The organism is Pseudomonas syringae pv. tomato str. DC3000 (assembly GCF_000007805.1).
In the GTDB taxonomy this organism is placed as follows: domain Bacteria; phylum Pseudomonadota; class Gammaproteobacteria; order Pseudomonadales; family Pseudomonadaceae; genus Aquipseudomonas; species Aquipseudomonas avellanae.
On sequence record NC_004578.1, the window covers coordinates 1703582 to 1730172 of the forward strand.

A 26591-nucleotide genomic window follows, 5' to 3' on the forward strand; every position below is an offset into this window, starting at 1 on the left:
TGACCTTTGATAACGCAACGAATTTTGTAGGAGTTGTATTGTGCGTAAGTTGACTCAATTGGTACTGCTGGCCACCGTTCTGGTCGCAAGCCCTGCATTTGCCGACATGAAAATTGCGGTACTGAACTATCAGATGGCCTTGCTGGAATCTGACGCTGCCAAAAAATACGCTGTGGATGCCGAAAAGAAATTCGGCCCGCAACTGACCAAGCTGAAAAGCCTGGAAAGCAGCGCCAAAGGTATTCAGGACCGTCTGGTCAGTGGTGGCGACAAGATGGCTCAGCCTGAGCGTGAGCGTCTGGAGCTTGAATTCAAGCAAAAGGCTCGTGACTTCCAGTTCCAGTCCAAGGAACTGAACGAAGCTAAAGCCGTTGCTGACCGTGAAATGCTCAAGCAGTTGAAGCCGAAACTGGATCAGGCTGTTGAAGAAGTCATCAAGAAAGGTGGTTTCGATCTGGTCTTCGAGCGCGGTGCTGTGATTGACGTCAAACCTCAGTATGACGTTACTCGCCAGGTCATCGAGCGCATGAACCAGCTGAAGTAACCATGAGCATAACCATCAAGCTCGGCCAGTTGGCCGAGTTCCTTGGCGCTACGCTACGTGGCGACAAGGACAAGGACATTACCGGGCTGGCCACTCTGGAAGAGGCCGGCCCTGGTCAAATCAGTTTCCTGGCAAAACCTCAATACCGTAAATACCTGGTCGATACCCAGGCCGCTGCTGTGCTGCTCAAGCCTGCAGATGCCGACGGTTACACCGGTGATGCGCTATTGGTCCCGGATCCTTATCTGGCCTACGCGCGCATTTCGCATTTTTTTGACCCCAAGCCTAAAAGCAGTGCAGGTGTTCATCCAACAGCCGTGATTGCCGAGGATGCGCAGGTTGATCCTGCGGCCAGCATCGGCGCGTTTGCTGTGATCGAGAGCGGTGCCCGTATCGCGGCCAATGTCACCATCGGTGCGCATTGCTTCATCGGCGCCCGTAGCGAGATCGGTGAAGGTGGCTGGCTGGCTCCGCGTGTGACGCTTTACCACGACGTGCGCATTGGCAAACGTGTGGTCATTCAGTCGGGTGCGGTGCTGGGCGGCGAAGGCTTTGGCTTTGTCAACGACAAGGGTGTCTGGCAGAAGTTTGCACAAATCGGTGGCGTCACCTTGGGTGACGACGTCGAGATCGGCGTCAATACCGCGATTGATCGTGGCGCGCTGTCTGATACGCGAATTGGCAATGGTGTGAAACTGGATAACCAGATTCACATTGCCCACAACGTGCAGATCGGCGATCACACGGCAATGGCTGCGTGTGTGGGCATCTCCGGAAGCGCCAAAATCGGCAAGCACTGTATGCTGGCCGGCGGTGTCGGGCTGGTGGGGCATATCGACATCTGTGATGGCGTTTACATCACCGGCATGACCATGGTGACCCATTCCATCACCGAGCCGGGTTCCTACTCGTCGGGTACGGCAATGCAGCCATCTGCAGAATGGCGCAAGAGTGCAGCTCGTCTGCGCAAGATCGATGACATGGCGCGACGTCTGCAAAAGCTCGAAAAGGCTGTCGAGACGGTGACCTGCGCCGATAATCGCTCATCTGATGGCTGATACCTTTTTAATATCAAGCGTGCACAGTCGATAAACTGCCTCCTTGATGTAGAGGGGTGTTGCGCAGTCGCGACGCACTCCTAATCTTTACTACAGGCTTCCTCTCGAAATGATGGACATCAACGAAATTCGCGAATACCTGCCTCATCGTTACCCGTTCCTGCTGGTGGACCGCGTGACCGAGCTGGATATCGAGAACAAGAACATTCGCGCCTACAAGAATGTCAGCGTCAACGAGCCTTTCTTCAACGGTCACTTCCCCCAGCATCCAATCATGCCGGGCGTTCTGATCATTGAGGCCATGGCTCAGGCTGCGGGTATTCTTGCGTTCAAGATGCTCGACTCCAAGCCATCCGACGGCACGCTCTATTATTTCGTAGGTTCGGACAAGCTGCGCTTCCGCCAACCGGTTTTTCCGGGTGACAAACTGGTTCTTGAAGCAACGTTTCTGAGCAGCAAACGCCAGATCTGGAAGTTTGAGTGCAAGGCCACCGTTGATGGTAAAGCGGTATGCTCTGCCGAAATCATCTGTGCGGAACGCAAGCTATGAGTTTGATTGACCCTCGCGCAATCATCGATCCGACGGCCATTCTGGCCGACAGCGTTGAGGTCGGCCCTTGGTCGATCATCGGACCCGGTGTGGAAATTGGCGAGGGTACAGTTGTCGGTCCTCATGTTGTCCTCAGGGGGCCAACGAAGATCGGCAAGCATAATCGCATCTACCAGTTTTCATCGGTGGGCGAGGACACGCCTGATCTCAAGTACAAGGGTGAGGAAACCCGTCTTGTCATCGGCGATCACAATGTGATTCGCGAAGGCGTGACCATTCACCGCGGGACCGTTCAGGACCGTGCCGAGACGACGCTGGGCGATCACAACCTGATCATGGCCTATGCGCACATCGGCCACGACAGTGTGATCGGCAACCACGTGATATTGGTCAACAACACCGCGCTGGCAGGCCATGTCCACGTGGATGACTGGGCCATTCTGTCCGGTTTTACCCTGGTGCATCAGTTCTGCCACATCGGCGCGCACAGTTTCTCCGGCATGGGCACGGCCATCGGCAAGGACGTTCCGGCGTTCGTGACGGTGTTCGGTAACCCGGCCGAGGCGCGCAGCATGAATTTCGAAGGCATGCGCCGTCGTGGTTTCTCCGAAGAAGCCATTCATGCCCTGCGCCGGGCCTACAAGACCGTCTATCGCCAGGGGCTGACCATCGCTCAGGCACTGTCTGATCTGGCTGAGCCTGCGGCGCAGTTTCCTGAAGTCGCAGTGTTTCTGCAGTCCATTCAGACGTCGACTCGCGGCATCATTCGCTAACCATGACCAGTCCCTTACGTATCGCACTGGTCGCTGGCGAGGCCTCCGGCGATATCCTCGGATCCGGCCTGATGCGTGCCCTGAAAGCACGTCATCCCGATGTTCGTTTCATCGGTGTGGGCGGCCCGCTGATGGAAGCCGAGGGCATGCAGTCCTATTTCCCGATGGAGCGTCTGTCGGTGATGGGGTTGGTGGAGGTGCTGGGGCGGCTGCGCGAGCTGCTGGCCCGACGCAAATTGCTGGTTCAGACCCTGATCGATGAAAAGCCCGATGTGTTCATCGGCATCGATGCACCGGATTTCACGCTCAACATCGAGCTACAGCTACGTCGCGCCGGTATCAAGACCGTGCACTACGTCAGCCCGTCGGTCTGGGCCTGGCGTCAAAAGCGCGTGCTGAAGATCCGCGAAGGCTGCGACCTGATGCTCACGCTACTACCTTTCGAGGCGCGTTTTTACGAAGAGAAGGGCGTGCCGGTGCGTTTTGTCGGCCATCCGCTGGCAGACACCATTCCACTTGAATCCGATCGTGGCGCCACCCGCGCCGAGCTGGGCCTGTCGGTCGACGGTCCGGTTGTTGCGTTGATGCCGGGCAGCCGGGGAGGCGAGGTCGGTCGTCTGGGCGCATTGTTTTTTGATGCCGCCGAGCGCCTTCTGGTCGAGCGTCCTGGCTTGCGCTTCGTGCTGCCATGCGCCAGCCCGCAGCGCCGGGCTCAGGTGGAGCAACTGCTGCAAGGTCGCGATCTGCCGATCACTTTGCTCGACGGGCGCTCGCATGTGGCGCTGGCCGCCTGCGATGCGGTGCTGATCGCCTCTGGCACTGCCACGCTGGAAGCCCTGCTTTACAAGCGTCCGATGGTGGTCGCCTACCGCATGGCACCGTTGACGTTCTGGGTGCTCAAGCGGCTGGTCAAAAGCCCTTACGTGTCTCTGCCCAATCTGCTGGCCCAACGCTTGCTGGTGCCTGAACTGCTGCAGGATGATGCAACCCCCGAAGCGCTTGCACGGACGCTATTGCCGCTGATCGAAGACGGCCACGCGCAGACTGAAGGTTTTGATGCCATTCACCGCATCCTGCGCCGTGATGCCTCCAATCAGGCCGCCGATGCAGTGTTGAGCCTGCTCGGCCTGCCACTTTCACTGTGAGTTCGCCAAACATGCAAACAGGTCTGGATTTCACCCTTGTCGAGGACCTGGTCGCAGGCGTTGACGAAGTCGGCCGCGGCCCATTGTGTGGCGCAGTGGTGACCGCTGCAGTCATTCTTGACCCCGCCAAGCCCATTCTCGGGCTCAATGACTCGAAGAAACTGACCGAAGCCAAACGCGAAAAGTTGTTTGTCGAAATTCAGGAAAAGGCCTTGTGCTGGTTCATCGCCCGGGCTGAAGTTGAAGAAATCGACCAGTTGAACATCTTGCACGCCACAATGCTGGCCATGAAGCGCGCCGTAGAAGGGTTGAGCATCACCCCGAAACTGGCCCTGATTGACGGCAATCGCTGCCCGCAACTGTCGGTGCCCTCTGCACCGGTGGTCAAGGGTGACTCCAAAGTGCCGGCGATTGCCGCCGCATCGATTCTCGCCAAAGTGAGCCGTGATCGTGAAATGGCTGCGCTCGAGCTGATTTATCCGGGTTATGGCATCGCTGGGCACAAGGGGTATCCTACGCCGGTGCACCTTGAGGCACTGGCCCGGCTCGGGCCTACGCCTATTCATCGGCGTTCTTTCGGGCCAGTGCGTACGGCCCATGAAGCGCGTGCGGCCATCATGCTCGGCGGTTCGATCCCGTTACCGGTCGGTCTGTTGCAAGACTGACGTTTCATCCCGGGCCAGCTACAATCCTGCCCTTCGTTTTTGTATTTTCGCGTTTTATAGGATCACCATGCCGGCTTCTTTCGTTCATCTACGCCTGCACACCGAGTACTCGCTGGTTGACGGTCTGGTCCGGGTCAAACCGTTGATCAAGTCGCTGACCAGCATGAACATGCCTGCCGTGGCGGTGACCGATCAGAACAACATGTGTTCGCTGGTCAAGTTCTACAAAGCCGCTCAGGGCTCCGGGATCAAGCCGATCTGTGGCGTCGATCTGTGGCTGGCTGGCCGCGATGAAGACGCCGCGCTCAGTCGCATCAGCCTGCTGGCCATGAACGCCCAAGGCTATCGCAACCTCACCGAGCTGATTTCCCGTGGTTTCATCGAGGGTCAGCGTAATGGCCAGATCGTCATTCAGCGCCAGTGGGTCGCGCAAGCCAGCGAGGGCGTGATTGCGCTGTCCGCAGCCAAGGAAGGCGAGATCGGCATGGCGCTGCTCGGTGGCAATCCAGGAGAAGCGGACGAGTTGCTGCGCGAATGGCTGACCGTGTTTCCTGACCGCTTCTACATAGAAGTGCAGCGTACCAATCGCGCCAATGATGAAGAGCATCTGCACGCCGCGGTTGCCCTGGCCGAGCGCCACGGTGCACCGCTGGTCGCGACCAACGATGTGCGCTTTATCAACCAGGCTGATTTCGAGGCGCACGAGACCCGCGTGTGCATCGGCGAAGGCCGGGCGCTGGACGATCCTCGGCGCTCGCACAACTACAGCGACCAGCAGTACCTGAAAAGCCCGGAAGAAATGGCCGAACTGTTCAGCGATCTGCCCGAGGCGCTGGAAAACTCCGTCGAGATTGCCAAGCGTTGCAACATCGACGTCAAGCTGGGCACTCACTTCCTGCCCAACTTCCCGATCCCCGATGGCATGACCATCGATGAGTATTTCCGCAAGGTGTCTTTCGACGGTCTGGAGGAGCGGCTTGCCGTCCTGATGCCCAGGGACACCACTGAAGATTACGAAACCAAACGTCAGGTGTATGTCGATCGGCTGAATTTCGAGCTGGATATCATCATCCAGATGGGGTTTCCCGGTTACTTCCTGATCGTGATGGACTTCATTCAGTGGGCCAAGAGCAACGGCGTCCCGGTGGGGCCAGGCCGTGGATCGGGTGCCGGGTCGCTGGTGGCTTATGTGCAGAAGATCACCGACCTTGATCCACTGGAATACGACCTGCTGTTCGAACGTTTCCTTAACCCGGAACGGGTTTCCATGCCCGACTTCGACGTCGACTTCTGCATGGACGGTCGTGATCGGGTCATCGAATACGTGGCCGAAAAGTACGGGCGCAATGCGGTCAGCCAGATCATCACGTTCGGTTCCATGGCGGCCAAGGCGGTGGTGCGCGACGTGGCGCGGGTGCAGGGCAAGTCCTATGGGCTGGCGGATCGTCTGTCGAAGATGATCCCGTTCGAGGTCGGTATGACCCTCGAAAAAGCGTACGAGCAGGAAGAGATTCTTCGCGACTTTCTCAAGGTCGATGAAGAGGCCGCCGAAATCTGGGAAATGGCGCGCAAGCTTGAAGGCATTGTGCGTAACGTGGGCAAGCACGCCGGGGGCGTGGTAATCGCCCCGACCAAGCTGACCGACTTCTCGCCGATCTATTGCGACGAGGCCGGTGACGGTCTGGTAACCCAGTTCGACAAGGACGATGTCGAGGCAGCGGGGCTGGTGAAGTTCGACTTCCTCGGTCTGCGCACCCTGACCATCATCGACTGGGCACTCAAGACTATCAATCGCGATCGCGCCAAGGTCGACGAAGCGCCGCTGGACATCGCGTTTATCCCGCTCGACGACCTGCCGACCTACCAGTTGTTGCAGCGCGCCGAAACCACGGCGGTGTTCCAGCTTGAGTCGCGCGGCATGAAAGAGCTGATCAAAAAGCTCAAGCCCGACTGCCTGGAAGACCTTATCGCACTGGTGGCGCTGTTTCGCCCCGGCCCGCTGCAATCGGGCATGGTAGACGACTTCATCAACCGCAAACACGGTCGCGCCGAGTTGTCCTACCCGCACGTCGACTACCAGTACGAAGGCCTCAAGCCAGTACTGGCGCCGACCTACGGCATCATTCTGTATCAGGAACAGGTGATGCAGATCGCTCAGGTCATGGCCGGTTACACCCTCGGTGGTGCGGACATGCTGCGCCGTGCGATGGGCAAGAAAAAGCCCGAGGAAATGGCCAAGCAGCGTGGCGGTTTCATTGACGGCTGCAAGTCGAACAACATCGAGCCTGATCTGGCCGGTAACATTTTCGACCTGGTGGAAAAATTCGCCGGTTACGGTTTCAACAAGTCTCACTCGGCAGCCTACGGGCTGGTGTCGTACCAGACGGCCTGGCTGAAAACCCACTACCCGGCGCCGTTCATGGCCGCCGTGTTGTCGGCGGACATGCACAACACCGACAAGGTCGTAACCTTGATCGAAGAAGTGCGCACGATGAAGCTGCGCCTCGACGCACCGGACGTGAACACCTCGGAGTTCAAGTTCACCGTAAGCGACGACGGCCGTATTCTCTACGGGCTGGGTGCAATCAAGGGGGTGGGTGAGGGGCCGGTCGAAGCCATTACCGATGCGCGTCAAAAGGGGCCGTTCAAGGACCTCTTCGATTTCTGTGCGCGTGTCGACCTCAAAAGAATCAACAAGCGAACGCTGGACGGCCTGATTCGCAGTGGCGCGCTGGACCGTCTCGGCCCGTACTTCGAACTGGAGCCCAAGGCCTATCAGGCCAGTATCGACCGTAACCGTTCGGTATTGCTGGCCGCGCTGGAAGAGGCCATTCAAGCGGCCGAGCAGACTGCCCGAAGCCACGACAGCGGCCATTCGGACCTGTTTGGCGGCCTGTTCGTCGAAGCGGATGCCGACGTTTACGCCAATCATCGCAAGACCCGCGAGCTGAGCCTCAAGGATCGTCTGCGCGGCGAGAAGGAAACCCTGGGGCTGTACCTGACCGGGCACCCGATCGATGAATACGAAGGCGAGATCCGCCGCTTTGCCCGGCAGCGAATCATCGACCTCAAGCCCGCCAGGGACACCCAGACGGTTGCGGGTCTGATCATTGCCCTGCGCGTGATGAAAAACAAGAAGGGCGACAAGATGGGGTTCATCACCCTGGACGATCGCTCGGCGCGTATTGAAGCGTCTTTGTTCGCCGAAGCGTTTCACTCCGCCCAGTCACTGTTGCAGACCGATGCTATGGTAGTGGTCGAGGGCGAAGTCAGTAACGATGACTTTTCCGGTGGCCTGCGGTTGCGCGCCAAACGGGTGATGAGCATCGAAGATGCGCGCACCAACCTGGCCGAGAGCCTGCGCGTGACGGTGCATGCCGACGCGCTCAAGGGCGAGCGACTGCGCTGGCTCGGCGATTTGTGCAAGCGCCATCGCGGTGCTTGTCCGATCACCGTGGATTACACCGGGCAGGACGCCCGGGCATTGCTGCAATTGGGAGAAGCCTGGCGTATTGATCCCGCAGACAGCTTGATTCAAGCTCTGCGTGACCAGTTCGGACGTGAGAACGTCTTTCTCCAGTATCGTTGAACGCCGCAGGCTTGATCTGCGCTCAACCCTGAATTTTAATTTCGACCTGACCGCGCCTGTTCCGAACAGGAAAGGCGCAGACGGATCAACCGGCCGGCCTCTTGGCCGTCGACCCAAGACGGATGCCTATGAACCCGAATTTTCTTGATTTCGAACAGCCTATCGCTGACTTGCAGGCCAAAATCGAAGAACTGCGCTTGGTGGGCAATGACAACTCGCTGAACATCGGCGACGAGATCTCCCGGCTGCAAGACAAGAGCAAGACGCTTACCGAAAGCATTTTCGGCAACCTGACCAGTTGGCAGATCGCGCGCATGGCGCGTCATCCGCGTCGTCCGTACACGCTGGACTACATCGAAAACATCTTTACCGAGTTCGATGAGTTGCACGGCGACCGTCACTTCTCCGATGACGCTGCCATCGTCGGCGGCATTGCCCGTCTGGATAACCAGCCGGTGATGATCATCGGCCACCAGAAAGGCCGTGAAGTACGCGAAAAGGTTCGCCGCAATTTCGGCATGCCGCGCCCTGAAGGCTACCGCAAGGCCTGCCGTCTGATGGAGATGGCAGAGCGCTTCAAGATGCCGATCCTGACGTTCATCGACACCCCGGGCGCTTATCCGGGTATCGACGCGGAAGAGCGCAACCAGAGCGAGGCGATCGCCTGGAACCTGCGCGTCATGGCGCGACTGAAAACCCCGATCATCGCCACCGTTATCGGTGAGGGCGGTTCCGGTGGTGCGTTGGCCATTGGCGTCTGCGACCAGTTGAACATGCTGCAGTACTCGACTTACGCCGTGATCTCCCCTGAAGGCTGCGCGTCGATTCTGTGGAAAACCGCCGAAAAGGCACCCGATGCTGCTGAAGCCATGGGCATCACGGCGGACCGCCTGAAAGGCCTGGGCATTGTCGACAAGGTCATCGCCGAGCCACTGGGCGGTGCGCATCGCGACCCGGTTGCCGCCGCTGCGTTGATTCGTGAAGAACTGAGCAGTCAACTGGCGATGCTCAAGGCATTTGATAACGACGCGCTGCTGGCCCGCCGTTATGATCGCCTGATGAGCTACGGGCTCTAAGCCGCATCGCTCCGATTGTTCCCACGCGTTGCGGGCTTCTGCCCGCAGGGCGTGGGAGCGAACCGCGCGACGCTTCGTTTTTTCGCGAAAGGGCCGGCTTGAGCACTGGAGCATTCAGTGTGTGAATCAGCGAAGCCCGGTGAAAACACCAATGACCACCTCCACACCCAACGGTCATGACCTTCCCGCCAGGCTTCTGCAAGCCTTGGCGCCTTGGCGCACTGCGTCAACCTGGTACGTCGGTTTCTCTGGCGGCCTGGATTCCACCGTGCTGCTGCATCTTCTGGCTGAACTCGCCAAGCGCGCAAACCTCCCTGCCTTACACGCCATCCACGTTCATCACGGCCTGCAGGCCATTGCCGACGCGTGGCCGGAGCATTGTCGCCAGGTTTGTCAGGCGCTGGGTGTGGCGTTTGAATCGGTTCGGGTGAAGGTCGAGCCCGGTGCAAGCGTCGAGCAGGCCGCCCGACAGGCGCGTTACGCCGCGTTTACCGAGAGGCTGGGCGAGGGCGATGTATTGCTGACCGGCCAGCACCGTGACGATCAGGCTGAAACCCTGTTGTTCCGCCTGCTGCGCGGTGCCGGGGTGCGCGGTCTGGCGGCCATGCCCGAGCAGCGCAGGCTTGGTCGTGGGCATCTGGCAAGGCCGCTGCTGGGGGTGTCGCGAGTCGAGCTGGAAAGCTACGCCCGCCGGCAGGGCCTGAGATGGGTTGAAGACCCCAGCAATGACGATCAGCAGTTCTCGCGCAATTTTCTGCGCAGCCAGGTGCTGCCACTGCTGACGTCCATATGGCCGCATGCGACTGCCAGTCTGGCGCGCACCGCTGGCCATCTCGGAGAGGCACAGCAACTGCTGGACGAACTCGCGGCGCAGGACGTTGCCAATGCTCAGGCGACGACGCCGTTTTCCTGGCTTGGTTTGCCAGTGCTGAACCTGGGGCCGATTGCCCGGTTGTCTGGCGCGCGGCAACGTAACGTCATGCGTCACTGGCTCGCGCCGCTGACCCGCCTGCCGGACAGCGATCACTGGGCCGGCTGGGAGGCATTGCGCGACGCTGCTCAGGATGCTCGTCCATTGTGGCGGCTGGCCGATGGTGCGCTGCACCGGGCGCAGGGGTGTATCTGGTGGCTGCCCGCTGGCTGGGAGCAGGCGTGCAGCGAGGCAGTGAACTGGGCCGACCCGCGCGCGCCGCTGGACCTTCCCGAAAACGGTCAGGTGAGCCTGGAAGGTGAAGCGCCGTTGGGCGACCTGAGTGTTCGCTATCGTCAGGGCGCTGAGGTGATGCATCTCAGCGGGCGTGGCCGTCGTGATCTCAAGCGGCTGCTCAACGAGCAGGCGGTGCCGGCATTTCTGCGCGGCAGATGGCCGCTGCTGTACCGTGATGACGAGCTGCTGGCCGTCGCCAACCTGCCCGGACTGGACGGTTCGCCCAATGAACGCTGGCGTTTGCGCTGGGTTGCACCGACCGGCGACCAAAGTTTGAGCTGAAAGCCCCTTTCCGGTAGACTACGCTCCCTTCTTGATACAACTTCTGTTGGTTCTTTTGAAACAACGCAAGTTGCCGGTTACCAACCAGTGTTTACTGAGTAATTCTTAAAATGTAGCGCACACCTCGCTGGCTTCGGCCGGTCGGTTTCAACGCAGCAGTTTCGGGAGTGCACCGTGAATTTTGTCGGTAATCGGGGGCTTCGGCCTTCCTTCGCTTTCCCCGGCGGCTCTGACCGCTTTAACGCAGACTTCTAGGGTTTTTCATGACGCGCTACATCTTCGTCACGGGCGGTGTTGTTTCTTCATTGGGGAAAGGCATTGCCTCGGCTTCACTGGCGGCCATCCTGGAGGCGCGGGGACTCAAGGTCACCATGCTGAAACTGGACCCCTATATCAACGTGGACCCAGGCACCATGAGTCCGTTCCAGCACGGTGAGGTGTTTGTCACCCACGACGGCGCTGAAACCGACCTCGACCTTGGTCACTACGAGCGGTTTATCCGCACCACCATGACCCAGAACAACAATTTCACCACTGGCCGTGTGTACGAACACGTCCTGCGCAAAGAGCGCCGCGGTGATTATCTGGGCGCGACCATTCAGGTCATTCCGCACATCACCGACGAAATCAAGCGCCGCATCATCAAGGGTGCTGGCGATGCCGATGTGGCCCTGGTCGAAATCGGCGGTACGGTCGGTGACATCGAGTCGCAGCCGTTTCTTGAAGCCATCCGCCAGTTGCGTTTTGAAGTCGGCGCCCGCCGCGCGATGCTCATGCACCTGACACTGGTGCCGTACATCGCCACGGCCGGCGAGACCAAAACCAAGCCGACTCAGCATTCGGTCAAGGAATTGCGTTCCATCGGTCTGCAGCCGGATGTACTGGTCTGCCGCTCCGATCACCCGATCGACATTTCCTCGCGCCGCAAGATCGCTCAGTTCACTAACGTCGAAGAGCGCGCAGTCATTGCCCTCGAAGACGCCGACACCATCTACAAGATCCCGGGCATCCTGCATTCGCAGGGGCTGGACGATTTTGTCGTCGAGCGCTTCGGCCTGCAGTGCGGCGGTGCCGACCTGTCCGAGTGGGACAAGGTGGTCGACGCCAAGCTCAACCCGGAACACGAAGTCACCATCGCGATGGTCGGCAAGTACATGGAACTGCTCGACGCCTACAAGTCGTTGATCGAAGCCATGAGTCACGCCGGTATCACCAATCGCACCAAGGTGAACCTGCGTTACATCGACTCCGAAGACATCGAAAACCAGGGCACCGGCCTGCTTGAAGGCGTGGATGCGATTCTGGTTCCAGGCGGCTTCGGTCTGCGCGGCGTCGAAGGCAAGATCACCGCTGTACAGTTTGCACGTGAAAACAAGGTTCCGTACCTGGGCATCTGCCTGGGCATGCAGGTGGCGGTCATCGAGTTCGCCCGTAACGTGCTGGGCTGGAAAGACGCCAACTCCACTGAATTCGACCGCACCAGCGCGCACGCCGTGGTTGGCCTGATCACCGAGTGGGAAGATGCCACCGGCGCAGTCGAAACCCGTACCGAAAGCTCTGATCTGGGCGGCACCATGCGTCTGGGTGCACAGGATTGCCAGCTTGAAGCCGGTTCGCTGGTGCACGATTGCTACCGCAAGGACGTGATTGTCGAGCGTCATCGTCATCGCTACGAAGTGAACAACAACCTGTTGCCGCAACTGATCGAGGCTGGCCTGAAGATTTCCGGTCGCTCCGGCGACGGCGCGCTGGTTGAAGTGGTCGAAGCGCCGGATCATCCGTGGTTCGTGGCGTGCCAGTTCCACCCGGAATTCACCTCCACGCCACGTGACGGACATCCGCTGTTCAGCGGCTTCGTCAAGGCGGCGCTGGCTCAACATCAGAAAAATTCCTGACAGGGACTTCACACATGGCTCAGAAAATCATCCGCACAGGTTCGATCGAGATCGCCAACGACAAGCCGATGGTGGTGTTCGGCGGCATGAACGTACTCGAATCCCGGGATATGGCCATGCAGGTCTGTGAAGAGTACGTAAGGGTGACCGAAAAGCTCGGTATCCCTTACGTGTTCAAGGCCAGCTTCGACAAGGCCAACCGCTCTTCGGTTAATTCCTACCGCGGGCCGGGCCTTGAAGAAGGCATGCGTATTTTCGAAGAGATCAAGCGCACCTTCAACGTGCCGCTGATCACCGATGTGCACGAGCCTCATCAGGCCGCCGTGGTGGCCGAAGTGTGCGACATCATCCAGCTGCCGGCGTTTCTGTCGCGTCAGACCGACCTGGTCGTTGCGATGGCCAAGACCGGCGCAATCATCAATATCAAGAAAGCCCAGTTTCTCGCACCGCAGGAAATGAAACACATCCTGACCAAGTGTGAAGAGGCGGGTAACGATCAGTTGATTCTCTGCGAGCGTGGTTCCAGCTTTGGTTACAACAACCTGGTGGTGGACATGCTCGGCTTCGGCATCATGAAGCAGTTCGAGTACCCGGTGCTGTTCGACGTGACCCACGCGCTGCAGATGCCGGGTGGTCGCTCCGATTCTGCCGGTGGTCGTCGCGCCCAGGTGCTGGATCTGGCCAAGGCCGGCATCAGCCAGAACCTGGCCGGTTTGTTCCTTGAAGCGCATCCCGATCCTGACAACGCCAAGTGCGATGGCCCATGTGCCTTGCGTCTGGACAAGCTGGAGCCGTTCCTGGCCCAACTCAAGTCACTGGATGAACTTGTGAAAAGTTTTCCGATCGTAGAGACCGCTTGATCAGGGTTCTCCGGTAAAGTGCGTTCCCCGTCATTCGTGACGGGGTTGTCGCATTCGGGCCTGCCTTTTTCTGCGCCTGACTGCGAGCATTGTTTCCCCAGCTGCGTCGTTTTCGTCAATCTTGGAGTGTTTACAACAATGGCAAAAATCGTCGACATCAAAGGTCGTGAAGTTCTCGACTCCCGTGGCAATCCCACCGTGGAAGCAGATGTGCTCCTCGATAACGGCATCATCGGCAGCGCCTGCGCGCCGTCCGGTGCTTCAACCGGCTCGCGCGAAGCGCTGGAGCTGCGTGATGGCGACAAGAGCCGTTACATGGGCAAGGGTGTTCTGAAGGCTGTTGCGAATATCAACGGTCCGATCCGTGATCTGCTGCTGGGCAAAGACCCGGTTGACCAGAAAGCGCTGGATCACGCGATGATCGCGCTGGACGCTACCGAGAACAAGGCAAGTCTGGGCGCCAACGCGATCCTCGCCGTCTCCCTGGCGGCGGCCAAGGCGGCTGCACAGGATCAGGACCTGCCACTGTATGCGCACATCGCCAACCTCAATGGCACCCCGGGCGTTTATTCCATGCCGGTTCCGATGATGAACATCATCAACGGTGGCGAGCATGCCGATAACAACATCGACATCCAGGAATTCATGATCCAGCCGGTCGGCGCCAAGAGCTTCGCTGAAGCGCTGCGCTGGGGTACCGAGATTTTCCATCACCTCAAGGCCGTGCTCAAGGCGCGTGGCCTGAACACCGCGGTCGGTGATGAAGGCGGTTTCGCCCCGAACCTGGCATCCAACAAAGAAGCACTCGAGGCTATTGCCGAAGCCGTCGCCAATGCGGGTTACACGCTGGGCACCGACGTGACCCTGGCGCTGGACTGCGCGGCGAGCGAGTTCTATAAAAACGGCAAGTACACGCTCAGCGAAGAAGGCGAGTACAGCTCTGCCGAGTTTGCCGAATACCTTGCCGAACTGACCCGCAAGCACCCGATCATTTCCATCGAAGACGGTCTGGACGAGTCCGATTGGGACGGCTGGAAAGTCCTCACCGAGAAGATCGGCGAGAAGGTCCAGCTGGTCGGTGACGACCTGTTCGTGACCAACACCAAGATCCTGAAAGAGGGCATCGACAAGAACATTGCCAACTCGATCCTGATCAAGTTCAACCAGATCGGCACCTTGACCGAAACGCTGGAAGCCATTCAAATGGCCAAGGCTGCCGGTTACACCGCCATCATCTCCCACCGCTCCGGTGAGACCGAAGATTCGACCATCGCCGACCTGGCCGTGGGCACCTCTGCCGGTCAGATCAAGACCGGTTCGCTGTGCCGTTCCGACCGTGTTTCCAAGTACAACCAACTGCTGCGCATCGAGGAGCAATTGGGCTCCAAAGCTGTGTATCGTGGTCGTGCCGAGTTTCGCGGCTGAGCCATAGATGGTAAAAGACGCAGAGTGCTGCATCAGGTCGTGTTTCATGGCCCGCCCTTGCAGCTGCGATGCTGACGCTCCGCGGTAATCTGGAGTGATTGAGCCTGGCTTATGTCAGGCTCAATGCCCTCGGTCATTTGTTCTTCACGTTGGCTCTGCTGTCTTTTTTACTGGGTACCTGATATTTCAATGCGCAGTCCTAACTGGTTGTTCCTTATCCTGCTCTTGTTGCTGGCTGGCTTGCAGTACCGCCTTTGGGTCGGTAACGGAAGCCTTGCGCAAGTGGCCAGCCTGACTCAGCAGATTGCCGACCAGCATGCTGAAAATCAGGTGCTGCTGGAGCGCAACCGTGTGCTCGATGCCGAGGTCATGGAATTGAAAAAAGGCCTGGAAACCGTCGAAGAGCGCGCCCGGCACGAACTGGGCATGGTCAAAGAGGGCGAAACCCTTTACCAGCTCGCGCAATGATCAAGTGGGTGCGATGACTGACTTTCTTCCTGCCTTCTGGGCAGTGATACCTGCGGCGGGCATCGGTGCTCGCATGGCAGCTGACCGTCCCAAGCAATACCTGCAACTGGGCGGCCTGACAATTCTTGAACACAGCCTGCTTTGCTTTCTCGATCATCCAAGGCTCAAGGGCCTGGTGATCAGCCTGGCTGTGGACGATCCTTACTGGGCTGCATTGCCCTGCGCGCATGACTCGCGTATCCAGCGAGTGGACGGCGGACGCGAGCGTTCCGGCTCGGTGCTCAACGCGCTGCTGCACCTGCATGCGCAGGGGGCAAGTGATGACGACTGGGTGCTGGTGCATGACGCTGCGCGCCCGAATCTGGCGCGCAGTGACCTGGACAACCTGCTCGGTCAGTTGGCAGACGACCCGGTCGGAGGGCTGTTGGCCGTGCCGGCGCGCGACACCCTCAAGCGTGCCGACAGCGATGGCCGGGTGGTTGAGACCGTTGACCGAAGCCTGATATGGCAAGCGTTCACGCCGCAGATGTTTCGTCTGGGTACCTTGCACCGAGCCTTGGCCGACAGCCTGGTGTCGAATGTCAGCATCACCGACGAGGCATCGGCCATCGAGTGGGCAGGGCAGTCGCCGCGTTTGATCGAAGGGCGTTCGGACAACATCAAGGTCACTCGCCCCGAAGACCTGGAATGGCTGCGCCAGCGTCGCAGCGAATTTGGCCGTTAGCGGCCGCTACTGGCGATATTCATCCTGCATCGCCAGCCCTTCTTTCAGATAATCCACCAGCTTGCGCACTTTGGGCGACAGGTGACGTTGTTGCGGGTAAAGCGCCCACACGGCCGTGTTGGGTGGTTGATGCGCTTCCAGCAATGACACCAACGCTCCTTCTTTGAGGTGCTTTTGCACGTAATAATCGGGCAGTTGACACAGCCCGACCCCTTGCAATGCGGCATCCAGCACGGCCTGCCCGCTGTTGCAGCGCCAGTTGCCTTGTACTCGTTGGGAAAACTCGCGGCCGTTCTGTTGCAACTGCCAGGTATCGCTGCCCCCGATCAGGCAATTATGGCGGCTCAGTTCCGACAGGCTGTGCGGTCGTCCATAGCGTTCGAGATAGGAAGGCGATGCGCACAGGTACATTTGCCGGGGCGCAAGGCGCGTCGCGACCATACGCGAATCCTGCAGTCGGCCCAGACGAATCGCCAGGTCCATGCCCTCATGAACCAGATCCAGCGTGTCATTGCTCAGTTCGATATCCACGCGCAGCTGCGGATACAGCTCCATGAAGCGGGTCACCAAGGGCGTGATAAAGCGCTCGCCATATGCAACTGCGCAGGTCATGCGTAACAGGCCTTTCGGCTCGCTGGCCAGATCACCGACCGCGCGCAGGGCTTCTTCGCGACCGTCCTGCAGGCGCTGACAGTGATGCAGAAACGTCTGGCCCGCCTCGGTCAGTGCCACCTTGCGTGTGCTGCGATACAGCAGGCGAGTCTGCAAGCGTTCTTCAAGACGCACGATCTGGCGGCTGACGTGCGACGAAGAAACGCCCAGCCGTAGCGCTGCGGCCGTGAACTGCCCGCATTCAGCGACCGCGACAAACTCGTCCAGACCTTCCCAACGATTGGTGTACATCGATTATCCCTGTACAGCATTAATGTTTTGCTTTTGGTCGTATTACTCGTCAATTGGCACTGTACTACACTGCAAACCTTGTTTTTACTCGTCGGAGAAGATTGATGATCAAGTCACGCGCCGCTGTCGCCTTTGAAGCCAAAAAGCCACTGGAGATCGTTGAAGTCGATGTCGCCATGCCCAAAGCGGGAGAAGTGCTGCTCAAAGTAGTGGCATCCGGCGTCTGCCATACCGATGCGTACACGCTTTCCGGCGCCGACCCTGAGGGGATCTTTCCGTCGATTCTCGGCCATGAAGGCGGCGCGATTGTCGAAGCCATCGGCGAGGGCGTGACCTCTGTGGCGGTCGGTGATCACGTCATTCCGCTGTACACCCCGGAATGCCGTCAGTGCAAATTCTGCCGGTCGGGGAAAACCAACCTGTGTCAGGCGATCCGTTCGACCCAAGGCAAAGGCCTGATGCCGGATGGCACCACGCGCTTCTCTTATAAGGGCGAGCCGATTTTCCACTACATGGGCACCTCGACCTTCTCCGAATACACCGTGCTGCCAGAAATCTCGGTGGCCAAAATCGACAAGAAAGCCCCCCTGGAAAAAGTCTGCCTGCTGGGTTGCGGCGTCACCACCGGTATTGGCGCAGTGCTCAACACCGCCAAGGTCAAGCCGGGCGATACCGTAGCGGTCTTCGGTCTGGGCGGTATCGGCCTCTCGGCGGTGATTGGCGCGGTCAAAGCCAAGGCGGCGCGAATCATCGCCATCGACATCAACCCGGCCAAGTTCGAGATTGCCAAACAGCTCGGCGCGACCGATTGCGTCAATCCGAAGGATTTCGACCGTCCGATCCAGGAAGTCATCGTTGACATGACCGATGGCGGCGTCGACTTTTCGTTCGAGTGCATCGGCAATGTGCAGCTCATGCGTTCAGCGCTGGAATCCTGCCACAAGGGCTGGGGTGAGTCGGTGATCATTGGCGTGGCCGGTGCCGGTCAGGAAATCTCGACCCGTCCATTCCAGTTGGTGACCGGGCGCGTCTGGCGCGGTTCGGCGTTCGGGGGCGTGCGTGGCCGTACCGAATTGCCAAGCTACGTCGACATGGCGCAGACCGGCGAAATTCCGCTGGACACGTTCATCACCCACACAATGGGCCTGGAAGACATCAACAAGGCATTCGATCTGATGCATGAAGGCAAAAGCATCCGCACCGTCATTCATTTTTGAGGAGCAGCGGCAAGCTTTAAGCTTCAAGCGGCAAGCGAGCTTTGCGCCCGCTTTTAGCTTGCTGCTTGAAGCTTGCCGCTAATTGCTGGAGACCCTTCTATGCCTTTGGAAAATATTTCGTGCCAGAAAAGCTTCGGTGGCTGGCACAAGCGTTACAAACATCACTCTCAGGTGCTGGGCTGCGACATGGTATTTGCCGTCTACCTGCCGCCTCAGGCAGAGCAGGGCGGCAAGCTGCCCGTGCTGTATTGGCTGTCGGGTCTGACCTGCACGGACGAAAACTTCATGCAGAAAGCAGCGGCCCTGCGGTTCGCGGCGGAGCTGGGTATTATCATCGTCGCGCCTGATACCAGCCCGCGCGGGGCCGATGTGCCGGACGACCCTGAGGGTGCCTGGGACTTCGGTCACGGCGCAGGTTTCTACCTCAATGCCACCGAGCAGCCGTATGCGCGGCATTATCAAATGCACGATTACGTGGTCAAGGAGTTGCCCGCACTGGTCGAAGCGCACTTTCCGGCCTCACAGGCCCGCAGTATCAGTGGCCACTCGATGGGTGGTCACGGCGCGCTGGTGTGTGCCTTGCGCAATCCGGGTCGTTACAAATCGGTGTCGGCATTTTCGCCAATCAGCAATCCGATCGATTGCCCGTGGGGTCAGAAGGCATTCTCGCGTTACTTGGGCGAAGACCGCTCGCGCTGGCGTGAATGGGATGCCAGCGTGTTGATTGCCGAGGCTGCGGAAAAACTTCCGACGCTGGTTGATCAGGGTGATCGTGACGATTTTCTGCTCAATCAGCTCAAGCCAGAGGTGTTGGTTCAGGCCGCGAAAGCTGCGCATTATCCGCTCACACTGCGGATGCAGCCTGGCTATGACCACAGCTATTTCTTCATCGCCAGTTTCATCGAAGACCATCTGAGGCATCACGCTGCAGCCTTGAACAGCTAACGCGCGCCAAAGCAGGTAGAATCACGCCCTGACTTTTTTCAGGGCGTTTTTTTATGCGTATTGGCCATGGCTATGATGTGCACCGTTTCGCTGAAGGCGATTTCATTACCTTGGGCGGCGTGCGGATTGCACACGGGTTCGGCCTGCTGGCCCACTCCGATGGCGATGTCCTGCTGCATGCGCTGAGCGATGCGCTATTGGGCGCGGCAGCGCTGGGCGACATCGGCAAGCACTTTCCCGACACAGACCCGCAATTCAAAGGCGCTGACAGCCGCGTATTGCTGCGTCATGTGCTCAAGCAGATCCACGGCAAAGGCTGGAAGGTCGGCAATGTCGACGCCACCATTGTCGCCCAGGCACCGAAAATGGCACCGCATATTGATGCCATGCGTGCGTTGATCGCCGAGGATCTGCTCGTGGAGCTGGATCAGGTGAACGTGAAAGCGACGACCACGGAAAAACTCGGCTTTACCGGCCGTGAAGAAGGCATTGCGGTGCATGCTGTCGCGTTGTTGCTGCGCGCATGAACGAACTCGAACTGCTGGGGCCGCGGGCTTACGGCGATGCACTGGGGCGTGCAGCCCTGAAGGCTACAGCCGAAGACTTTCAGGTTGACGAAGTACTCGACATCCCGCTGTCCGGCGATGGCGAGCACTTGTGGCTGTGGGTCGAAAAGCGCGGCCTGAACACCGTGGAAGCGGCTCGCAGGCTGGCACGTGCCGCAGGTGTTCAGTTGCGCACGGTCAGTTACGCCGGATTGAAAGACCGCCAGGCGCTGACCCGCCAATGGTTCAGCATTCAGCTGCCGGGCAAGGCCGATCCGGACCTTTCGGCCGCGCAGGACGCTACGCTGCAGATTCTCAAGAGCGGGCGACACAAGCGCAAATTGCAGCGCGGTGCCCACGCCGCCAATGGTTTCACGCTCAGGCTGACCCAACTGGAGGGTGACAAGGAGGCGTTGAATCAACGCCTTGAAACCATCGCCCTGCAGGGCATACCCAACTATTTCGGTGTGCAGCGTTTCGGCTATCAGGGCGGCAATCTGGGCGAGGCGCGCGATTACGCAGGCCGTAAGGCGCTGCCTGAACAACGTGCAGTGCGTTCGCGGCTGTTGTCCACCGCGCGCAGCTACCTTTTCAATCGTGTCTTGGCAGCGCGTGTTGCCGATGGCAGCTGGCAGAAGGCTCAGGTAGGCGATTTGCTGGCGTTCACTGACAGCCGCAGCTTTTTCCCGGCTGATGTTGATGAATGCAGCGACCCCCGACTGGCAATTCTCGACCTCCATCCCACCGGCCCGCAGTGGGGTGAAGGCCCATCGCCAGCTGGCGGTGCCACCGCAGCGCTGGAAAACGCCATCGCCAACGACGAGTCCGTGCTGCGCGACTGGCTGGTCAGGGCCGGTATGGAGCACGAACGTCGCATCCTGCGACTGCCCATTGGGCGGCTGACGTGGCATTATCCCGAGCCTGACATTCTGCAACTGGAATTCGTCCTTCCGCCCGGATGCTTTGCCACTGTTTTGGTGCGCGAACTCGTTGATCTGGTGCCGGTTGGGCAGACGGACAGCCCATGCGTATTCTGATATCAAATGATGACGGGGTGAATTCGCCCGGTCTTGCAGCGCTCTATGCGGCGCTCGCGGACTATACCGAGTGCGTGGTGATCGCGCCTGATCAGGACAAGAGTGGTGCCAGCAGTTCGCTGACACTTGATCGGCCGCTGCACCCGCAAACCCTGGCTAATGGCTTCATCAGTCTCAACGGTACGCCGACTGACTGTGTGCACCTGGGAATTCACGGGCTGCTGGAGCGAGAGCCCGAGATGGTGGTTTCAGGCATCAATCTGGGTGCCAATCTGGGCGACGATGTACTGTATTCCGGAACGGTCGCCGCAGCGCTTGAAGGGCGTTTTCTGCAGCGTCCCTCGTTTGCTTTTTCGTTTTTGTCCCGTCAGCCGGATAATCTGGCGACGGCGGCGCATTATGCGCGTTTGCTGGTCGAGGCCCATGAGCAATTCGACCTGCCACCCCGCACGGTACTGAACGTGAATATTCCGAACCTGCCGCTGGAGCATATCCGCGGCATTCAACTGACTCGATTGGGCCACCGTGCCCGCGCTGCGGCGCCGGTCAAGGTGGTCGATCCGCGGGGTCGCGCCGGTTACTGGATCGCGGCTGCCGGCGACGTCGAGGACGGCGGTGCCGGGACCGACTTTCATGCGGTCGTGCAGGGTTATGTGTCGATCACCCCGTTGCAGCTGGATCGCACCTATCAGGACGGTTTCAGCAGCCTTAACAACTGGCTGGAGGGGCGGCGCTGATGTCTCGCGAGCAGGATGATCTACTACGACGCGGGATCGGGATGACCTCGCAGCGAACCCGCGAGCGCCTGATTCAGCGTCTGTGCGAAGAAGGCATCGCCAACCAGCGTGTGCTGGACGTTATCCGCAAGACGCCCCGGCACCTGTTTGTCGATGAAGCGCTGGCGCATCGCGCCTATGAAGACACTGCACTGCCAATCGGTCACAACCAGACCATTTCCCAGCCTTACATGGTTGCGCGGATGAGCGAGCTGCTGCTGGCAGCCGGGCCGCTCGACAAGGTCATGGAGATCGGCACCGGTTCCGGCTATCAGACCGCCGTGCTGTCGCAACTGGTGGAGCGGGTGTTTTCGGTCGAGCGCATCAAGGGCCTTCAGGACCGCGCCAAGGAACGGCTGGTCGAACTCAACCTGCGCAACGTGGTTTTCCGCTGGGGCGACGGCTGGGAGGGCTGGCCGGCGTTGGCGCCCTACAACGGTATCATCGTGACGGCAGTCGCGACCGATGTGCCGCAGGCGCTGCTCGATCAACTGGCCCCCGGAGGCCGGCTGGTCATACCGGTGGGGGCTGGCGAGGTTCAGCAACTGATGCTGATCATTCGTGAAGAAAACGGTTTTTCCCGGCATGTACTCGGCGCTGTGCGCTTCGTCCCGCTGCTCAATGGGCCGATTGCGTAAAGATTGTCTGCACCCGCGAGTGAATTCTGGCGTCAGTCCTCGGTCTACAGCGCGCGGCCCGAAATGTTAAATGGCCTGATGGCATCATTTCATGTAGCTGATTGATACATAACAACGTTTCAGCGCTTAATCACTGGCTGCCCGTCGCTATTACGGCACAATAGGCATCTTTTTGAATTCAGTCACCGGTAAAAGGGAGTGGCGGGTGAGTCTCACAGTCATTCAGCAGCTCAGGTCTTCAAGAAATTTTCAGCGTCTGGTGATTGGCATTGCTCTCAGTGTCCTTTTGGTCGGCTGCTCCAGCTCGCCCTCGGGCGGCGTTCGCGTGGTCGATCGCAACGGCAACACCGTAGCGCAACGTCCGACAGTGACCACCGGTCAGTATGTCGTCAGGCGCGGTGACACGCTCTTTTCGATTGCATTCCGTTACGGCTGGGACTGGAAAGCGCTGGCGGCGCGTAATCAGATCCCGGAGCCGTTTACCATCAAACCAGGTCAGACAATTCGCTTTGACGGACGCTCCTCTTCAACATCCGAGGTCGCTTCAGGGCCTTCCGGTACACGTCCGGTGACGACCACATCGACCAGCACGAGCAGCTCGGGCTCGGTCAAAACCACGGTTATTTCCAAGCCGATCACGGTTGTACCTGTGGTGATACCTCCCTCCGCGACCACCGGCACAGGCCCGGCGGGCAAGTCTCCTACGGGTTGGACCTGGCCTTCCAGTGGCATTTTGATAGGTAAATTTTCCTCAAACGGCAGTTTGAATAAAGGAATTGATATCGCTGGTGATTTGGGACAGCCTGTTTTGGCAGCGTCTGATGGTTCAGTTGTTTACGCCGGAAGTGGATTACGGGGCTACGGCGAATTGATCATCATCAAACACAGCGACACCTACGTCAGTGCCTACGGTCATAATCGCAGGTTGTTAGTACGGGAGGGGCAACAGGTCAAGGCAGGGCAGACGATTGCCGAGATGGGGTCAACAGGAACTGACCGGGTGAAACTGCATTTTGAGATTCGCCGCCAAGGGAAACCTGTAGATCCATTGGGATTCTTGCCACGCCGTTGATAGTTGCCAGCCTGTTCCTGACGTAAATAGGAACAGGCTCACGTGTTGCCATGGAACCAGGCGGCACTGGAGCTTGAGGTCGAACTCACCAAAGGACTAAAACAATGGCTCTTGGCAACGAAGCGCCGGAGTTTGACATCGATGATGAAGTGCTCCTTATGGAAGCCGGCATTGTCCTGAAGGAAGCGTCAAACGAGAAGCAGCCTGCTGCTGCCTCGGGACGCACCAAGGCCAAGCAATCAACGTCGCTCAAACAACACAAATACATTGATTACACGCGGGCGCTCGACGCTACCCAGCTGTACCTCAATGAAATCGGGTTTTCCCCTCTGCTGTCTCCGGAAGAAGAAGTGCATTTTGCGCGGTTGTCGCAAAGTGGAGATCCGGCCGGGCGCAAACGCATGATTGAGAGCAATCTGCGGCTGGTGGTTAAAATCGCCAGGCGTTACGTCAATCGTGGTCTTTCATTGCTGGATCTGATCGAAGAGGGCAACCTTGGCTTGATCCGCGCCGTTGAAAAGTTCGATCCCGAACGCGGCTTCCGCTTCTCTACTTACGCCACCTGGTGGATTCGTCAGACCATCGAGCGTGCGATCATGAATCAGACCCGGACCATCCGGTTGCCGATTCACGTGGTCAAAGAGCTGAACGTCTACTTGCGTGCAGCCAGAGAGCTGACCCAGAAGCTCGATCACGAGCCATCCCCTGAAGAGATCGCCAACCTGCTGGAAAAACCGGTAGGGGAGGTCAAGCGCATGCTGGGCCTTAACGAGCGCGTATCGTCGGTGGACGTATCTCTGGGACCTGACTCGGACAAGACCCTGCTCGACACCCTGACTGATGACCGTCCGACCGACCCCTGCGAGTTGCTGCAGGATGATGATCTGTCGCAGAGCATTGACCAGTGGCTATCCGAGCTCACCGAAAAGCAGCGTGAGGTCGTCATCCGCCGCTTCGGTTTGCGCGGGCACGAAAGCAGCACGCTTGAAGATGTAGGGCTTGAGATCGGTCTGACGCGCGAGCGTGTAAGGCAGATACAGGTTGAAGGGCTGAAACGCCTGCGTGAGATCCTTGAAAAGAACGGCCTGTCCAGCGAGTCACTCTTCCAGTAAACCTCCCACCGCGTAAACCCGAAGCCGATATAACACATGATGTGTATATCGGCTTTTTTGTATGTCTTTCGTCATTTCAATCGTTCGAGGCCATTTGCCCGGTGATGCCGTTGTTGCCGGCAGCACGGGGCGTGATCGGGTGGGCGGTGTGCAAACCTTGTAAGTCATCGCGCACGCGTGTTGTAAGTTATCTAGGTATCGAGGGTGAGACTTGTCGTCATGCAGTCGTTTTTTTATTGGCAAGCTCATGATTTAAAAGCATTTTTATTTTTCAGGCGTGCTACTGCAGAAATATTCTGGAGCGTTTCGGGTGTTGCTCTGTGAGGTTAAATCTCTACTATCGAAGCTGTGCCAACGGACAGGCACAGGCCATCAAGGATGACGGTCAGGACATCGCGGGAAGCGATTCATCAGGACGATGACAAGGGAATACAGGGATTAAGGACAAAATGTGGGCGGGTCATACCGCCCCTTTTTTTCGTCTATGCAAAAGTGAATTTCAAAAAAAGGCCCTTGAACAGACTGTGTGAAAACCTAGCAATCTGCGCAGCGCTCAAAGAAAATGCTCCGTATCGAAAGATACAGAGCATTTTTCGTTATGGCCTACATCCAAGGTGAGTCCCGCAGCCAGACCAGCCTATTCCCGGTCTCGCTGGAAGAGTTGATCCCCGAGGATCACCTCGTTCGTGTCATTGACCTGTACGTTGCCAAGCTCGATCTGGTGCAACTGGGCTTCGATAAAGCGATTCCAAAAAGCACGGGGCGCCCTGCTTATGATCCCGCCGATCAGCTAAAACTCTACCTCTACGGCTATTTTCAGCGGATTCGCTCATCGCGACGTCTTGAAGCCGAGTGTCAGCGCAACATCGAAGTGATGTGGCTGATCAACCGGCTCAAGCCCGACTTCAAGACCATCGCCGACTTTCGCAAGAACAATAAACCCGCCTTCATCGCGACCTGCCGTGCTTTCGTTCGATTTTGTCGCACAGCAGGCTTGATCGCCGGTGAATTGGTGGCCATCGACGGCAGCAAGTTTCAGGCGGTCGCCTCCTCACGGCGTCATGTGAATTTGAAGCAGCTCAAGCGCCAGGAAGAAAAACTGGATAAGCGCATCGCTCAGTATCTGGCCGAGCTGGATGAGGCCGACAAGGCTGAAACCACAGATTCAATTGATCGCAGCGCAATCAAAGCAGCACTGGCACAGCTTGAGGCTCGACAACAGGATAATCAGAGTTGCCAGGCACTGATGCGTTCGATGGGCATCGAGCAGTTCAACACTCATGAAAGCGATGCCCGAATGATGCGCACGGCCAAAGGGCCACGTGTGGCCTACAACGTGCAAACCGTCGTGGACGCCGAGCATTGCCTGATTTTGCATCATGAGGTCACCCAGGATGGCGATGACCGAAAGCAACTGGAGCCGATGGCCAAGGCCGCCAAAGCAGAGTTACAGCAAGATGAGCTGACGGTCACTGCCGATGCCGGCTACTCCAATGGCAAGCAGTTTCAGGCCTGCGAGGATGCTTCGATTACGGCCTATGTACCGCCCAATCGTTCGAAAAACCCTGGCAGTCATGAAGAGCAGCTCTTTGAGCGAAAAGACTTTATCTATGAGGCCGGACACGATCGTTTCCAGTGTCCGGCAGGCAAATGGTTAACGCTAAAACAGCACAACAAAGGTGATCGGATCTATCAGGCTGAGGTCGATGACTGCGCCAACTGCGCGCTGAAAACGCAATGCACTCGAGCCCAGCGCCGTTATGTCTCACGACATGCCCATGAAGAGGCTTTCGAGCGGATGGAGCAAAGAATGCAGGCGCATCCTGAGATGATGGCCAACCGAAGATCCATCGTTGAGCACCCCTTCGGCAACCTCAAGCAATGGCTATTTGGTAATGGCCGTTTCTTGCTGCGACAACTGGAGGGGACAAAAGCTGAAATGGCCTTGGCGGTGAATGCTTATAACCTGAAACGAGCGATTAAAGTGCTCGGTGTGCGCCATCTGATGGCTTTGATGGGCTGAGCGGTCATTTTTTCGTCTGCTGCCAATACAAAACAAAACGCCCCGAACAAGTCGGGGCGTTT

24 protein-coding genes are annotated in these 26591 nt (G+C 58.5%); 23 read left to right on the forward strand and 1 reads right to left on the reverse strand.

All coding sequences use genetic code 11. The features are described 5' to 3' along the window. Positions 1-40: 40 nt before the first annotated feature. From PSPTO_RS08090 to ispD, 14 genes are all read left to right on the forward strand, one after another. Positions 41-544 (forward strand): OmpH family outer membrane protein, encoded by a 504-nt coding sequence (locus PSPTO_RS08090; RefSeq protein ID WP_002554721.1) that lies wholly within the window; start codon positions 41-43, stop codon positions 542-544. A gap of 2 nt (positions 545-546) precedes the next feature. Next, a complete protein-coding gene (gene lpxD / locus PSPTO_RS08095; protein WP_005765994.1) occupies positions 547-1602 on the forward strand; it encodes a UDP-3-O-(3-hydroxymyristoyl)glucosamine N-acyltransferase in 1056 nt (351 codons plus the stop codon). Between the two features lie 109 nt (positions 1603-1711). Then, positions 1712-2152 (forward strand): 3-hydroxyacyl-ACP dehydratase FabZ, encoded by a 441-nt coding sequence (fabZ, locus tag PSPTO_RS08100; RefSeq protein ID WP_003377815.1) that lies wholly within the window; start codon positions 1712-1714, stop codon positions 2150-2152. Next, entirely contained in the window at positions 2149-2925 is a 777-nt protein-coding gene (gene lpxA, locus PSPTO_RS08105) for an acyl-ACP--UDP-N-acetylglucosamine O-acyltransferase (RefSeq protein WP_011103594.1), read from the forward strand. The genes fabZ and lpxA overlap by 4 nt, the downstream gene beginning before the upstream one ends. Positions 2926-2927: 2 nt before the next feature. Next, positions 2928-4070 carry a lipid-A-disaccharide synthase gene (lpxB, locus tag PSPTO_RS08110; RefSeq protein WP_011103595.1) on the forward strand — a complete coding sequence of 381 codons (1143 nt, stop codon included), beginning with the start codon at positions 2928-2930 and terminating at the stop codon, positions 4068-4070. Positions 4071-4081: 11 nt separating this feature from the next. Next, a complete protein-coding gene (rnhB, locus tag PSPTO_RS08115) occupies positions 4082-4735 on the forward strand; it encodes a ribonuclease HII (RefSeq protein WP_005765997.1) in 654 nt (217 codons plus the stop codon). Positions 4736-4802: 67 nt separating this feature from the next. Continuing rightward, a complete protein-coding gene (dnaE, locus tag PSPTO_RS08120; RefSeq protein ID WP_011103596.1) occupies positions 4803-8324 on the forward strand; it encodes a DNA polymerase III subunit alpha in 3522 nt (1173 codons plus the stop codon). 128 nt (positions 8325-8452) lie between these two features. Then, positions 8453-9400, forward strand: a complete 948-nt coding sequence (gene accA, locus PSPTO_RS08125) for an acetyl-CoA carboxylase carboxyl transferase subunit alpha (RefSeq protein ID WP_003377825.1) — start codon at positions 8453-8455, stop codon at positions 9398-9400. A gap of 151 nt (positions 9401-9551) precedes the next feature. Continuing rightward, positions 9552-10889, forward strand: coding sequence for a tRNA lysidine(34) synthetase TilS (gene tilS, locus PSPTO_RS08130; RefSeq protein ID WP_044390753.1), 1338 nt, complete (start codon positions 9552-9554; stop codon positions 10887-10889). A 263-nt stretch (positions 10890-11152) separates the two neighbouring features. Further along, a complete protein-coding gene (locus PSPTO_RS08135) occupies positions 11153-12784 on the forward strand; it encodes a CTP synthase (protein ID WP_003377829.1) in 1632 nt (543 codons plus the stop codon). Positions 12785-12798: 14 nt separating this feature from the next. Next, positions 12799-13644 carry a 3-deoxy-8-phosphooctulonate synthase gene (gene kdsA / locus PSPTO_RS08140; protein ID WP_003377831.1) on the forward strand — a complete coding sequence of 282 codons (846 nt, stop codon included), beginning with the start codon at positions 12799-12801 and terminating at the stop codon, positions 13642-13644. A gap of 138 nt (positions 13645-13782) precedes the next feature. Then, positions 13783-15069, forward strand: coding sequence for a phosphopyruvate hydratase (gene eno, locus PSPTO_RS08145; RefSeq protein ID WP_005766003.1), 1287 nt, complete (start codon positions 13783-13785; stop codon positions 15067-15069). A 189-nt stretch (positions 15070-15258) separates the two neighbouring features. Then, a complete protein-coding gene (gene ftsB, locus PSPTO_RS08150) occupies positions 15259-15537 on the forward strand; it encodes a cell division protein FtsB (protein WP_003377835.1) in 279 nt (92 codons plus the stop codon). Positions 15538-15550: 13 nt separating this feature from the next. Beyond that, positions 15551-16261 (forward strand): 2-C-methyl-D-erythritol 4-phosphate cytidylyltransferase, encoded by a 711-nt coding sequence (gene ispD, locus PSPTO_RS08155; protein ID WP_005766007.1) that lies wholly within the window; start codon positions 15551-15553, stop codon positions 16259-16261. Positions 16262-16267: 6 nt separating this feature from the next. Here ispD and PSPTO_RS08160 read toward each other — a convergent pair whose 3' ends face one another. Next, a complete protein-coding gene (locus tag PSPTO_RS08160; RefSeq protein ID WP_003377838.1) occupies positions 16268-17164 on the reverse strand; it encodes a LysR substrate-binding domain-containing protein in 897 nt (298 codons plus the stop codon). A 104-nt stretch (positions 17165-17268) separates the two neighbouring features. Here PSPTO_RS08160 and PSPTO_RS08165 point away from each other — a divergent pair, with 104 nt between their 5' ends. The 9 genes from PSPTO_RS08165 to PSPTO_RS08205 all read left to right on the forward strand — a co-directional run bounded on the left by PSPTO_RS08165 (position 17269) and on the right by PSPTO_RS08205 (position 26529). Next, positions 17269-18381 (forward strand): S-(hydroxymethyl)glutathione dehydrogenase/class III alcohol dehydrogenase, encoded by a 1113-nt coding sequence (locus tag PSPTO_RS08165; protein WP_005766009.1) that lies wholly within the window; start codon positions 17269-17271, stop codon positions 18379-18381. Positions 18382-18480: 99 nt separating this feature from the next. Beyond that, positions 18481-19326, forward strand: coding sequence for an S-formylglutathione hydrolase (gene fghA, locus PSPTO_RS08170; RefSeq protein ID WP_005766011.1), 846 nt, complete (start codon positions 18481-18483; stop codon positions 19324-19326). Between the two features lie 53 nt (positions 19327-19379). Further along, complete coding sequence (gene ispF, locus PSPTO_RS08175) at positions 19380-19853, forward strand: 2-C-methyl-D-erythritol 2,4-cyclodiphosphate synthase (RefSeq protein ID WP_005766012.1); 474 nt, start codon at positions 19380-19382, stop codon at positions 19851-19853. Further along, complete coding sequence (gene truD / locus PSPTO_RS08180) at positions 19850-20908, forward strand: tRNA pseudouridine(13) synthase TruD (protein WP_011103598.1); 1059 nt, start codon at positions 19850-19852, stop codon at positions 20906-20908. The genes ispF and truD overlap by 4 nt, the downstream gene beginning before the upstream one ends. Then, positions 20896-21645 carry a 5'/3'-nucleotidase SurE gene (surE, locus tag PSPTO_RS08185; RefSeq protein ID WP_005766014.1) on the forward strand — a complete coding sequence of 250 codons (750 nt, stop codon included), beginning with the start codon at positions 20896-20898 and terminating at the stop codon, positions 21643-21645. Before truD ends, surE begins: the two co-directional genes overlap by 13 nt. A gap of 41 nt (positions 21646-21686) precedes the next feature. After that, positions 21687-22322, forward strand: a complete 636-nt coding sequence (locus tag PSPTO_RS08190) for a protein-L-isoaspartate(D-aspartate) O-methyltransferase (protein WP_005766015.1) — start codon at positions 21687-21689, stop codon at positions 22320-22322. A gap of 205 nt (positions 22323-22527) precedes the next feature. Continuing rightward, complete coding sequence (locus PSPTO_RS08195) at positions 22528-23394, forward strand: peptidoglycan DD-metalloendopeptidase family protein (protein WP_005766016.1); 867 nt, start codon at positions 22528-22530, stop codon at positions 23392-23394. 104 nt (positions 23395-23498) lie between these two features. Then, positions 23499-24506, forward strand: coding sequence for an RNA polymerase sigma factor RpoS (rpoS, locus tag PSPTO_RS08200; protein ID WP_005616022.1), 1008 nt, complete (start codon positions 23499-23501; stop codon positions 24504-24506). Positions 24507-25104: 598 nt separating this feature from the next. Then, entirely contained in the window at positions 25105-26529 is a 1425-nt protein-coding gene (locus PSPTO_RS08205; RefSeq protein ID WP_054082654.1) for an IS1182-like element ISPsy6 family transposase, read from the forward strand. Positions 26530-26591 lie beyond the last annotated feature (62 nt).